We start from the raw sequence: 12,019 nt of genomic DNA, 5'->3' as shown, positions 1-12,019 counted from the left end.
CGTCCGCAACACTGAGCGCGCACGGCTCGAAGCGGAAGGAACAATGGGTATCGCGTCTGTTTTCCGCCTGCGCAGAACGCTCGGGCTGCTTGTTTTCCCGGCAATACTGGTCGCCTGTTCGGGCGGCTCTTTCGTTCCGCCCGACGATATCGACGGCGTCGGCGTCGGTGCGATCCGGCCTGCGCATAGCGACGGGCCGCGAATCGACACGCCTCCCGCTGAGACGGCCGCGCCGCGCCAGGCCCTGCCGATGATCGACAGCGAGGAGGCGATGGCCATCGGCCAGCCGGCAGGGGATTCCGCCGGCGGGCTGGCGATCCCCGAAGGCGGCGTCAATATGGACGAGGGGCTCGGCGTGGGGCGGGTACAGGGGCTCGCCGAGGCGCAGGCCGCCGAAATCGCCGAAGGCGAGGCGACGCAGGTGGTCGTTGGCGGGATCGGCACCGATTCGCCCCGGCAGATCGGCTCGCTGCCCATGCCGGAGATGGGCGAGCGCGCTCCGGCAATGACCGGCGGCGAGCAGAAAATCGCTTTCCTGCCCCGCGCTTCCAGTCCCATGCAGACGCCCGAAAGTTCCGGCGGCATGCCGGCGGCGGAAAAGGCCTGCCGGCTCCGGCTGCAAAAGCTCGGGGTTCGCTACCGCGACGTGCCGCGCATCTCGCGGGGGAAATCCTGCGGTATCGACTGGCCCGTGGAGCTTTCCGGACTTGCCGGCGGCATCGAGATCAAGCCGGCCGCGCAGGTGAACTGCCAGATCACCGAGGCGTTCGCCCGCTGGGTGAAGCAGGAACTCGTGCCGTCCACGCGCGTGCGCTATCTCTCCGGCGTCGCGGCCGTTCACCAGATGTCCTCCTATTCCTGCCGGACGATGAACTCCCGGCGCGGCGCGGCCATGTCGGAACACGCCCGGGGGAACGCCATCGATGTCGGAAAGATCGTGCTGAAGAACGGCAAGGCCATCGCCATCGAGCCGAAGGGCTTCTTCGCCTTTCGCGAAAAGGGCCTGCTGAAATCGGTGCGTGGCGACAGCTGCAAATATTTCTCCACCGTGCTCGGGCCGGGCAGCGATCGCTATCACAAGGACCATTTTCATTTCGACCTGCGCGTTCGCAAGTCCGGCTACCGGCATTGCAGCCTGTGAGCGCCGGAGCGGGAGCCTGCAAAACGCCCCCGTAAATGCAGGTGTCCGCGCTCCCCTGACGATCGGGCAAAAAAAGGGCCGGCGGGGGACGCCGGCCAAAAAAGCGACGGGGCAGGAGCGCCGCCGCCGTGGAATGTCACATTCCGCGCCCGGGACCCGGTGACTGGCCACAGGCGTTGCAAGGCTCCCGCCTGAGACGGGAGAAGGCCGGCCGTGCCGGGGCAGGGGGGCTCCGGACTGGCGGAAAGTTGCGGTTTCCATCATGGCCTCGGCCGGACAATGGTTGAAAAGTGTCACGGCTTGATGACAGTTGCGGCCCGTCGCAGCGTCAGCGCGAATCGCTATCCCCCGTTTGTACCGAGGAACGTCTCCATGCCACCCATCGCAGACCTTGCCCTGTTCGCCCTGGCGCTCGTTGCGGCCGGCGTCGTCTCCGGTCTGCTGGCCGGAATCTTCGGAATTGGCGGCGGGGCGGTTCTGGTGCCGGTCTTTTATCAGGTTTTCGGCTATCTGGACGTGCCGGAGGCGGTGCGGATGCATCTTTCCGTCGGCACTTCGATCGCCATCATCGTTCCGACCTCGATCCGTTCCTTCACCTCGCATCGCAAGCGCGGGGCCGTGGACGTGGCGCTGCTGAAGAGCTGGATCGTCGCATTGCCGCTGGGGGCGATCCTCGCTTCCGTCATCGCGGCGATGATCTCCAGCATCGGGCTTCGCCTTGTCTTTGTGTCCATCGCGCTGCTGGTCGCCGTGCGTATGCTGTTCAACCGCGACAGCTGGCGTGTCGGCGACGAATTGCCGACCGGCATCGCCAGCCAGTTCGCAGGCGTGGTGATCGGAACGCTGTCCGGCCTGATGGGGATCGGCGGCGGCGTGCTGAACAATACCTATATGACGTCCTTCGGCCGGCCGATCCACCAGGCGGTGGCGACGTCTTCCGGCGTCGGCGTGCTGATCTCCATTCCCGGCATCCTCGGCTATATGTGGGCCGGCTGGGGCCTGCCCGGCCTGCCGCCCTTTTCCACCGGGTTCATCAACTGGGTCGCCGTGGCGCTGATCATTCCTATCGCCCTCGTCGTCACGCCGCTCGGCGTGCGGCTGGCGCATTCGCTGAGCAAGCGGCAACTTGAAGTGGGATTCGGCGTCTTCCTGATCTTCGTGGCGGCGCGTTTTCTCTTCAGCATCTATACCTGAGCGCATTTTTCGCTCCGGCAGGTGAAAATCGTCAGGGGATGCGCCATATAGGGTGTCCTTCCCTGTGAACGCCCCTCAATTCCGGACCATCCCATGGCGCCCATCGTTTCCATTCGCAATCTCACCAAACGCTACGCGACGGGGTTTACGGCGCTGAAAGGCGTCGATCTCGATATCGAGGAGGGCGAGATCCTCGCGCTTCTCGGCCCCAATGGCGCGGGCAAGACGACGATGATCTCGATCATCTGCGGCATCGTCACGCCGTCGGGCGGGACCGTGACCGTCGCGGGACACGATATCCTCGCCGATTACCGCAAGACGCGCTCGATCATCGGTCTGGTGCCGCAGGAATTGACGCTCGATTCCTTCGAGACGGTCTGGAGCACGGTTTCCTTCTCGCGCGGACTGCACGGGCGCAAGCCCGATCCGGCGCTGATCGAGCGCATCCTCAAGGACCTGTCGCTCTACGACAAGAAGGACACGATGCTGCGCCATCTTTCCGGCGGCATGCGCCGGCGCGTGCTGATCGCCAAGGCGCTGTCCTACGAGCCGAAGGTGCTGTTCCTCGACGAACCGACGGCGGGCGTCGACGTCAGCCTGCGCAAGGACATGTGGCAACTCGTCGAGCGGCTTCGCGCTGCCGGCGTCACCATCATCCTGACGACCCATTATATCGAGGAAGCCGAGGAGATCGCCGACCGGATCGGTGTGATCAACGGCGGCCGGATCCTGCTCGTCGAGGACAAGAAGGCGCTGATGACCAAGCTCGGCCGCAAGCAGCTCACCGTGGAACTGGCGGAGCCGCTGGCGGCCATCCCGCCGTCGCTTGCGCCCTTCGGGCTGGCGCTTGCCGGGACGGGCGAAAGGCTCGTCTACGAATTCAGCACGACCGGCGAGCGCACCGGGATCTCCTCCCTGCTGTCGGCGCTGTCGCAGGCGGGACTGAGGGTAAGGGACGTCTCCACCGAGCAAAGCTCGCTGGAGGATATTTTCGTGGAACTGGTGGGAGAAGATAGATGAACATCGAAGGCGTCCGGGCCATCTATCTGTTTGAAATGGCGCGCATGCGCCGGACGCTGTTGCAGAGCGTCGTTTCGCCGGTCATCACCACCTCGCTCTATTTCATCGTCTTCGGCGCGGCGATCGGGTCGCGCATGCAGGAAGTCGACGGCATCTCCTACGGCGCTTTCATCGCGCCGGGGCTCATCATGCTGACGTTGCTCAACCAGTGCATCGGCAATGGCTCCTTCGGCATCTATTTCCCGAAATTCACCGGCACGATCTATGAGATCCTTTCTTCGCCGATTTCGACGGCCGAGATCCTCATCGGCTATGTCGGCGCGGCGGCGACGAAGGGGCTGATCGTCGGCACGATCATCCTGCTGACCGCCTCGGCCTTCGTCGACATCTCCATCGCGCATCCGTTCCTGATGGCGCTGTTCTTCGTGCTGACCGCCGTGACCTTCAGCCTGTTCGGCTTCATGATCGGCATCTGGGCGAAGGATTTCGAGCAGTTGAACATTTTCCCGATGCTCGTCATCCCGCCGCTGGTCTTCCTCGGCGGCAGCTTCTATTCGATCAACATGCTGCCGCCGTTCTGGCAGACGGTGAGCCACTTCAATCCGGTGCTCTATCTGGTCTCGGGCTTCCGCTGGAGCTTCTACGAGATCGCCGACGTCAATCCGGCCGTGAGCCTGGCGATCGTCGTCGGTTTCCTCGTCGCCTGCCTGTCGGTGACGGCATGGATCTTCAAGACGGGATATAAGCTGAAAAGCTGACGGCGGGTTTTCTCAATCCCGCAACCGCAGTTCATCGCGGGTAATCTCGATGGAGCCGAGGGTTTCCAGGAAGGTCATGCCGAGCAGACTCTGGTCGAGCCGGCCCTCTTCCGTGACGAGCGCGCGCACCTTCTGGCGGCGGATCGGACCGATGGCGACTTCGTCGAGCGTCAGGGGGGCCGCGCGGGCGCGGCCGTTGGCGGTGGAAACCTCGACGGAATAGACGAGGTCCTGCGGATCGACGCCGATGCGCTCCGCGTCCTCCCAGGACAGGACAACGGAACTGGCTCCCGTATCGACCAGCATGGAAAGCGGCATGCCGTCTATGGCGACCTGCGTCTGGAAATGGCCGCCAAGCCCCTTGTGGATCACCAGCACGCGGCTGCCGTCCGCCCCGGTCGTGACCACCGCGCGGCCGGGAATGAGGCCGGCCGTCAACCGGCTTGCGGTTTGCTGGAGATCGAAGCGATAGAGATAGAGGGTGGAAAGCGCCAGGATGATCAGGAGCCAGATGGCCGCCTGCCGCAGGCTTTCGCCGAGCCTGCGGCGGCCGGCGATGAGAAAGCCGCTGCCGATCAGCGCGCCGACCGCCGAAAGCTTCACGAAGCGGCCGAAGGCGTCATTGTCGAGACCGAAGGTCTGGCCGTTGTCGTGGTTCAGCAAAAGCAGCAGGAGCCCGATGCCGACAAGGCCGAGGAGGGCGTAATATCTCATGTCTCTCCACGTTCCCGCGCCATGCGCGTGCGCCGGGTCTCGCGCCGGGGCTTGCGTTCGACGGTGGCGAGGCGGGCCTGCAATTCGGCCATGATCGCCCGGCGTCGCTCCGGCGTGTAGAGCGTCCACTGGCCGATCTCGTCGCTCGTGCGGCCGCAGCCGAAGCAGTAACCGGTCTTCATGTCGATCGAACAGACGAGAATGCAGGGGGATTCCATGGTTCCTCCGCTTGGGCCCGACGCTCTATATCGGCGGCTCAGGCCGCCAGTGCAAGGGCGAAGAGCGTCGCGGCCTCGGCCAGTTGTTGCGTCGCTCCAATCGTATCCCCGGTGTGGCCGCCGATTTTGCCGATCACGACGCGATTGAACGGAAGTACGACGCCGATCACCAGCACGAGGGCCAGAACGAGGGCAGCGAGCGGGACATGCGGCAGCGTGAGGAGGATGGCTGCGAGGATCCCGCTTGCCAGCGCGAATAGGACCGCGCCGCCATCCGGCTCGCCGACGGAAGCGGCGACGCCCTCGCGGCGGGCGGGAGGAAGCCGTGACCAGTGCCAGGCCATGGCGGCACGGCTGGCTGCGCCGACGGCGAGGAGGGTCATGCCAAGGCCCGAGGGCGTAAGCGCCGGGACAAGGGCGGCGATGGCGGCGGCGCGCAGGCCGAAGACCAGCACCAGGCAGACCACGCCGTAGGAACCGGTGCGGCTGTCTTTCATGATGGCGAGCGCGCTGTCGCGGTCGCGTCCGCCGCCGATGCCGTCGGCGCAGTCGGCAAGCCCGTCCTCATGCAGCGCGCCGGTCGTCAGCGTCACCAGCGTCAGCGCCGCAAAAGCGATGAGAAGGGGCGGGGCGCCCGCCGCGGACAGAAGGGCGGCAAGCACCGCGGCTGGAAGCGTGACGATGACGCCGGCCAGCGGAAAGGCCCGAACCGCCCGCGAGAGCCTGCCGTCATAGCCGGTGAAATAGCGCTGCGGCAGCGGCAGGCGGGACAGGAAGGCGACGGAGCGCGCCGTGTCGTTGATGTAATCCTGGATGGTCGTCACGCTCGAGCTCTCCGTCGTTCTGGCCGCGCCGCCGCAAAAGGCGGCGGTGCCTGCCGCAAATGCGGTTGTCGGACTCACGCCCGGCCTCTATTAGGAGACACCAAAGCCCCGCCTTTGAAAGCCGAAACTTAAGGAATTCCCCAAGATGAGTGCCAGCGGCCTGCCGTTCGATGATTTCCGTGAATTGCTGCGCAATCTGCCGGGGCCGGATTCGGCCGCGCTGGTTGCCGCGCGCGAGCGCGACGCACAGCTTACCAAGCCGCCGGGGGCTCTCGGCCGGCTGGAGGAAATCGCCTTCTGGCTTGCCGCCTGGACCGGCCGTCCCCCGGCCGTGACACGACCGCTCGTCGCCATCTTCGCCGGCAACCACGGCGTGACGCAGCAGGGCATCACGCCCTATCCGTCTTCGGTCACGGCGCAGATGGTGGAGAATTTCGCCGCCGGCGGCGCGGCGATCAACCAGATCTGCGTGACGCATGATCTCGGCCTCAAGGTGTTCGACCTGGCGCTGGACTATCCGACCGCCGACATCACGCAGGAGGCGGCGCTGTCGGAGCGGGATTGCGCGGCCACCATGGCGTTCGGCATGGAGGCCATCGCCGGCGGCACGGACCTGCTGTGCGTGGGCGAGATGGGCATCGGCAATACGACCGTCGCCGCCGCCATCAACCTGGCGCTCTACGGCGGCACGGCGGAGGAATGGGTGGGACCGGGCACCGGATCCCAAGGCGAGACGCTGGAGCGCAAGATCGCGGCGGTGGAAAAGGCCGTGGCGCTGCACAGGGCGCATCTGTCCGATCCGCTGGAGGTTCTGCGCCGGCTCGGCGGCCGGGAGATCGCCGCCATGGCGGGAGCCATTCTCGCCGCCCGCATGCAGAAGATCCCGGTGATCATCGACGGCTATGTCGCTACGGCCGCCGGCGCGGTGCTGCGCGCCATGAACCCCGGCGCGCTCGACCATTGCCTGATCGGTCATGTCTCGGCGGAGCCGGGGCATCTGAAATCCATCGAGAAGCTCGGCAAGACGCCGCTTCTGGCGCTCGGCATGCGACTGGGCGAGGGTACGGGGGCCGCACTTGCCGCCGGTATCGTCAAGGCGGCGGCAGCCTGCCATTCCGGCATGGCGACCTTCGTTCAGGCTGGTGTCAGCAACCGTTCATAGTCCTTGCGCAAGGGTGTTGCGCCACGGGAGCGAAGAGCTTTCGGGCGCGGGCGGCAAAACAGGATGCTTCAATGAACAAGGGACCGATCCAGAAGAAGGCCGGCTTCGACCATCTCGTCGCCGCGGCGCGTTATTCGGCGGGCGGTTTGCGCCGCCTGCTGGGCGAGGCCGCCTTCCGCCACGAGTTGCTGGCGTTTGCCTTCGCGATGGTGGTCTTCCTGCTGGTGGGCGCGCATTTCTTCGAATTCGTCGTCATGGCCATCCTGTTCCTCCTGATGATGGCCTTCGAGGCGATCAACACCGCCATCGAGGAAATCGTCGACCGGGTCTCTCCCGAAATCTCCGATATGGGCAGGCACGCCAAGGATCTCGGCTCGTTTGCCTGCTTCTGCCTGATCATCGCCAATGCCGGCTATGCCGGCTATGTGGTTTTTTCCAACCTTCTGTATCCCTCCCTGTAGGGGGGGGCTCAGGCGAAACTCCTGCGGCGCGGCTTGACGGCCTCGATCTCCTCCACGGCGGGAAGGCTCTGGAGGACGCGCTTGGCCGGCAGGATGGCGATGACTTCCGTGCCCTCGCGCAGCTTCGATTTCAGGATGAACTCGCCGTTGTGCTTGGCGAGGATGGCCTGCACGATGGGCAGGCCGAGGCCGGTGCCCTGTTCCGCGCTCTTGATGGCGATCGAGCCCTGGCCGAAGGCCGAGAGCACGATCGGGATCTCCTCCTCCGGGATGCCGGAGCCGTTGTCGCGGATGGAGACATATTGGCCGCCGCCCGCTGTCCAGCCGGCCTTGACGAAGATCTCGCCGCCCTGAGGCGTGAACTTCACCGCATTGGACAGGAGGTTGAGAACGACCTGCCGCATCGCTTTTTCATCCGCCCAGACGGCGGGCATGCCGGTTTCAAACTGCTGCTGGATCGTCAGGTTCTTCGCGCCCGCGCGAAGTTGCACCATGCCGATGCAGTCCTCGGCGATGTCGACGAGATGGACCGTGTCTTCCGAAAGGTCGTATTTTCCGGCCTCGATGCGGGAAAGATCGAGGATCTCGTTGATGAGGTCCAGCAGGTGCTGGCCCGAGCGGTGGATATCGGTGGTATATTCCTTGTAGACCGGGTTTTCGAGCGGGCCGAGGATCTCCGAGGACATGACCTCGGAAAAGCCGAGGATGGCGTTGAGGGGCGTGCGCAACTCGTGCGACATGGAGGCGAGGAAGCGGGATTTCGCCAGATTGGCCTCCTCGGCGCGCCGGCGGGCCTCGTCGGACATCGATTTGGCGACTTCCAGTTCGGCGATCAGGTCGTCCTTCTCGGATTTGAAGGAGAGAAGAAGAGCGCTGGTATGGCGCAGCCGCCGCGTCATGAAGAGCAGGAAGACGAGGGCGGCGGGAATAATGGCCGCCATGCCGATGGTGGCCGGATCGGGCCTGAGGATGGCGGCTGTGGCAAGAACGAGGACGGTCGGCACAAAGGCGAAAAGCACGGCATGGCGCAGCATCAGGGTGCTTGCGGCCGTGACGGCGAGCGCCACCAGCAGGGACGACCCTTTGTAGAAGGGGAAGGCCACGCCGCCGCAGGCGCCGCAATCCTGCAGGGCGAAGGCGGCCCAGGCGATGCCCATCAGCGCCTGGGCGATCAGGAAGCGCCGCTGCCAGCGGGCGGCGTTTTCGGCGGTGATCCCCTGGCCGCGCGCGCGCCGGACGACGATCAGGCCGATCGCATGCACGCTGAGCGCCAGAAGCGCCCAGGCGATCAGCCCCGTCTCCTGCGTGAGGTAGACGCCGACACCGGCCACCAGCGCCACGACCAGCGGCACGGTGAGGGCATTCTGCATGGCGGAAGCAAGATGCAGGTTCAGCATCTCGCGTTCGAAGCCCGGCGAAACGCCGCCGGTCGTCTGCAATCGCTCGCGGGTCGCGCGTACAGCCCGCGAAACAGCCTTGTTTCTATGGCTGCGCGATTTGTCGACGATGATCTTGTCGGTCGATGTGCTGACGCCGGTATTCATTACGGTTGTGACAGTTGCGGTTGGGATCGGATATTAGGTGTGAAATCTTAAGAAGATGCTGCCGGGAATAAACCGTTTGCGAACCATTCCCGTGTTTTGCGCAAAGACGATTGCGGCGGCCGGATTCGCCGGCCGGGCAGGATCGCTCATGATGAGGAAGGCAAACGCAATGGGGATAAGGGCACGGCTGCGCGATGTGGGCGTTGCCATCGCCATTCTCGTACTGGTGACGCTGGTGGTGGCACGGCTCGGCGGGGAGGAAGGGGAAACGCTCTCAGGGATTGCCCGGGCGGCGGACGGCGATACGCTGACACTTGGCGGCAAGCGCATCCGTCTTCTTGGCATGGATGCGCCGGAACTGGCGCAGACCTGCATGCGCGACGGTGCGTCCTGGGGCTGCGGCGCCTCCGCCCGTGCGCGGCTGGCCGAACTGCTGCATGCCGGTCCCGTGACCTGCGTCGGGCAGGCTACGGACAAATACGCCCGCCTGCTTTCGCGCTGTGAGACTGCGGCGGCGGGCGATATCGGCGCACGGCTGGTGCGGGAGGGACTTGCCGTGGCCTATGGCGATTATGAGGATATAGAGCTGCTGGCGCGGGCCGAACGGGCGGGACTTTGGGGCGCGCAGTTCGACATGCCGCAGGCCTGGCGACGCAGCAACGGCCGGCCGGAGGAAGAAGGGCATGTCGTGAAGTCCGGCTTCATGGGATGGATCGGGGCGCTTGTCGGGCTTGATTGACGAAGGGAAGGTCATGGCGGACGCGGAACAGGGGGATGATCTGGCGGATCTGCGCGCCGCTATCGCCGCCTGCCGGATTTGCCGCGACGCGCCGGCGCGCGGCCCCGGCGACCGGCTGCCGCATGAACCCCGGCCGGTGGCGGTGATTTCCGCGCGCGCCCGCATCCTGATCGCCGGACAGGCGCCGGGCCTGCGCGTGCATGAGAGCGGCCTTCCCTTCAACGACGCCTCCGGCGACCGGCTGCGCGACTGGCTGGGGGTGTCGCGGGAGACCTTCTACGATCCAGACCGCTTCGCGATCGTTCCGATGGGGTTCTGCTTTCCCGGCTACGACGCCAAGGGCAGCGACCTGCCGCCGCGGCGCGAATGCGCGCCCCTGTGGCGGGGGCGGGTGATGGCCGCCATGCCGCAGATCGAACTGGTGCTGGCGATCGGGCAATATGCGCAGGCCTGGCATCTGGGAAGCGCCAGGGCGGCGAGCATGACGGAGACGGTGCGCGACTGGCGTCGCCACCTCGGCCGCAACGACGGGCCGGGCGTGCTGCCGCTGCCGCATCCGAGCTGGCGCAACACGGCCTGGCTCAAGCGCAATCCCTGGTTTGGCGAGGATGTGCTGCCGGAATTGCGAAAGCAGGTGAAAACCCTTATCGAGTGAAATGAGATTCTTTTGGTTTCCGTTTATAACGGGGTATGATGGAATGAATTTTCATTGAGGGCATCCATGGACCGACTGGACCGCAAGATCCTGCGTCTTTTGCAGGAAGATTCCACGCTCGCCGTCGCCGACCTGGCGAAGAAGGTGGGCCTATCGACCACCCCCTGCTGGCGGCGCATCCAGAAGATGGAGGAGGACGGCGTCATCCGCAAGCGCGTGGCGCTGCTCGATCCGGTCAAGGTCAACACCAAGGTGACGGTCTTCGTCTCTATCCGTACCAATGCCCATTCGATGGAATGGCTGAAGCGTTTTTCCGAAGTGGTGTCGGAATTTCCGGAGGTCGTCGAATTCTATCGCATGAGTGGCGACGTGGATTATCTCCTGCGCGTTGTCGTGCCCGATATCGCGGCCTATGACGCGTTCTACAAGCGGCTGATCGCGCGCATCGAAATCCGCAACGTCTCCTCCGCCTTCGCGATGGAACAGATCAAATATACGACGGAATTGCCGCTCGATTACCTGATCGTCGACAGTCGGAGCGGCGAGGAGTAGGCGGGACGCGCGATCCTTCAGGCGCATTCCCGCCCGTCGTTAGGGCAAAACCGCAGCGCATTTTTTGCGCGGCTGGCCTTAGTCCCGTTCCAGCCGCGCCAGCAGCGAGGACGTATCCCAGCGGTTGCCGCCCATGGCCTGCAAGTCGGAATAGAACTGGTCGACGAGGGCGGTGACGGGGAGCGTCGCGCCGTTGCGGCGGGCTTCGGCCAGCACGATGTCGAGATCCTTGCGCATCCAGTCGATCGCGAAGCCGAAGTCGTATTGGCCGGCGTTCATCGTCTTGTGGCGGTTTTCCATCTGCCAGGAGCCGGCGGCGCCCTTGGAGATCACCGAAACGACGTTCTCGATGTCGAGACCGGCACGCTTGCCGAAATGGATGCCTTCGGCAAGGCCCTGCACCAGACCGGCGATGCAGATCTGGTTGATCATCTTGGTGAGCTGTCCGGCGCCCGACGGCCCCATCAGGCCGATCATCCGGGCATAGGCTTCGATCACGGGGCGGGCCTTTTCGAAGGAGGCTTCGTCGCCACCGCACATGACGGTCAGAACGCCGTTTTCCGCGCCGGCCTGGCCACCGGAGACGGGGGCGTCGATGAAACCGCAGCCTCTGGCTTTCGCCGCCGCGTCGAGTTCGCGGGCGACTTCCGCCGAAGCGGTGGTGTTGTCGATGAGGATCGCCCCCTGCTTCATGCCCTCCAGGACGCCGCCCTTGCCGGTCGTCACGGCGCGCAGGTCGTCGTCGTTGCCGACGCAGGTGAAGACGAAATCGGCGTCCGCGGCGGCCTCGGCCGGGGTATGGAAGGCCTCGCCACCGAATTCGGCGCTCCATTTTTCGGCCTTGGCGAAGGTGCGGTTATAGACCGCCACGTCATGGCCGCCCTTGACCTTGAGATGACCCGCCATGGGATAGCCCATGACGCCGAGACCGATGAATGCAACTTTTGCCATGCCGTGACCTCCCGTCCTTGCATTATGGGAGATGTAGCGGATCATCGACCCCGGCGGAAGCCTTTGACGGCAGAAGCGACGTTTTC

The 12,019-nt window shown here is 65.1% G+C and carries 14 protein-coding genes; 9 read left to right on the top strand and 5 right to left on the bottom strand.

Annotated features, from left to right (window positions below; genetic code table 11):
• Positions 1 to 49: 49 nt before the first annotated feature.
• The 4 genes from KYK29_RS01820 (at position 50) to KYK29_RS01805 (ending at position 4,113) form a co-directional block, all read left to right on the top strand.
• Positions 50 to 1,141: an extensin-like domain-containing protein gene (locus tag KYK29_RS01820; RefSeq protein WP_437437224.1), complete on the top strand. Its 1,092-nt coding sequence runs from the start codon at positions 50 to 52 to the stop codon at positions 1,139 to 1,141.
• A 372-nt stretch (positions 1,142 to 1,513) separates the two neighbouring features.
• Positions 1,514 to 2,335 (top strand): sulfite exporter TauE/SafE family protein, encoded by an 822-nt coding sequence (locus tag KYK29_RS01815; RefSeq protein WP_254689138.1) that lies wholly within the window; start codon positions 1,514 to 1,516, stop codon positions 2,333 to 2,335.
• Positions 2,336 to 2,428: 93 nt separating this feature from the next.
• Complete coding sequence (locus KYK29_RS01810; RefSeq protein ID WP_254689137.1) at positions 2,429 to 3,355, top strand: ABC transporter ATP-binding protein; 927 nt, start codon at positions 2,429 to 2,431, stop codon at positions 3,353 to 3,355.
• On the top strand, positions 3,352 to 4,113 hold the full coding sequence (locus KYK29_RS01805; RefSeq protein WP_254689136.1) for an ABC transporter permease: 762 nt from the start codon (positions 3,352 to 3,354) through the stop codon (positions 4,111 to 4,113). Before KYK29_RS01810 ends, KYK29_RS01805 begins: the two co-directional genes overlap by 4 nt.
• Before the next feature lie 12 nt (positions 4,114 to 4,125).
• Here the strand turns inward: KYK29_RS01805 and KYK29_RS01800 are convergent, their stop codons facing one another.
• The 3 genes from KYK29_RS01800 to KYK29_RS01790 are packed head-to-tail and all read right to left on the bottom strand — an operon-like array spanning position 4,126 to position 5,869.
• Positions 4,126 to 4,827, bottom strand: coding sequence for a TIGR02281 family clan AA aspartic protease (locus tag KYK29_RS01800; RefSeq protein ID WP_254689135.1), 702 nt, complete (start codon positions 4,825 to 4,827; stop codon positions 4,126 to 4,128).
• A complete protein-coding gene (locus KYK29_RS01795; protein WP_254689134.1) occupies positions 4,824 to 5,045 on the bottom strand; it encodes a DUF1289 domain-containing protein in 222 nt (73 codons plus the stop codon). Before KYK29_RS01795 ends, KYK29_RS01800 begins: the two co-directional genes overlap by 4 nt.
• A 38-nt stretch (positions 5,046 to 5,083) precedes the next feature.
• Entirely contained in the window at positions 5,084 to 5,869 is a 786-nt protein-coding gene (locus KYK29_RS01790) for an adenosylcobinamide-GDP ribazoletransferase (RefSeq protein ID WP_254689133.1), read from the bottom strand.
• Positions 5,870 to 6,014: 145 nt separating this feature from the next.
• Between KYK29_RS01790 and cobT the strand changes: the two genes are divergently transcribed.
• Positions 6,015 to 7,031, top strand: coding sequence for a nicotinate-nucleotide--dimethylbenzimidazole phosphoribosyltransferase (cobT, locus tag KYK29_RS01785; RefSeq protein WP_254689132.1), 1,017 nt, complete (start codon positions 6,015 to 6,017; stop codon positions 7,029 to 7,031).
• 71 nt (positions 7,032 to 7,102) lie between these two features.
• On the top strand, positions 7,103 to 7,492 hold the full coding sequence (locus KYK29_RS01780) for a diacylglycerol kinase (RefSeq protein WP_254689131.1): 390 nt from the start codon (positions 7,103 to 7,105) through the stop codon (positions 7,490 to 7,492).
• Between the two features lie 8 nt (positions 7,493 to 7,500).
• Here the strand turns inward: KYK29_RS01780 and KYK29_RS01775 are convergent, their stop codons facing one another.
• Positions 7,501 to 9,036: a sensor histidine kinase gene (locus tag KYK29_RS01775; protein WP_254689130.1), complete on the bottom strand. Its 1,536-nt coding sequence runs from the start codon at positions 9,034 to 9,036 to the stop codon at positions 7,501 to 7,503.
• Positions 9,037 to 9,184: 148 nt separating this feature from the next.
• Between KYK29_RS01775 and KYK29_RS01770 the strand changes: the two genes are divergently transcribed.
• From KYK29_RS01770 to KYK29_RS01760, 3 genes are all read left to right on the top strand, one after another.
• Positions 9,185 to 9,775, top strand: a complete 591-nt coding sequence (locus tag KYK29_RS01770) for a thermonuclease family protein (RefSeq protein WP_254689129.1) — start codon at positions 9,185 to 9,187, stop codon at positions 9,773 to 9,775.
• Between the two features lie 13 nt (positions 9,776 to 9,788).
• The gene (locus KYK29_RS01765) at positions 9,789 to 10,430 is read left to right on the top strand and encodes a uracil-DNA glycosylase family protein (protein ID WP_254689128.1); all 642 of its coding nucleotides are present in this window, start codon (positions 9,789 to 9,791) and stop codon (positions 10,428 to 10,430) included.
• A 66-nt stretch (positions 10,431 to 10,496) separates the two neighbouring features.
• Positions 10,497 to 10,982: an Lrp/AsnC family transcriptional regulator gene (locus KYK29_RS01760; RefSeq protein ID WP_254689127.1), complete on the top strand. Its 486-nt coding sequence runs from the start codon at positions 10,497 to 10,499 to the stop codon at positions 10,980 to 10,982.
• A 78-nt stretch (positions 10,983 to 11,060) separates the two neighbouring features.
• Here KYK29_RS01760 and KYK29_RS01755 read toward each other — a convergent pair whose 3' ends face one another.
• Positions 11,061 to 11,933, bottom strand: a complete 873-nt coding sequence (locus KYK29_RS01755) for an NAD(P)-dependent oxidoreductase (protein ID WP_254689126.1) — start codon at positions 11,931 to 11,933, stop codon at positions 11,061 to 11,063.
• Positions 11,934 to 12,019: the final 86 nt, after the last annotated feature.

Source organism: Shinella daejeonensis (assembly GCF_024281235.1).
In the GTDB taxonomy this organism is placed as follows: Bacteria; Pseudomonadota; Alphaproteobacteria; order Rhizobiales; family Rhizobiaceae; genus Shinella; species Shinella daejeonensis.
This window is presented reverse-complemented; position numbering and strand designations above follow the sequence as displayed.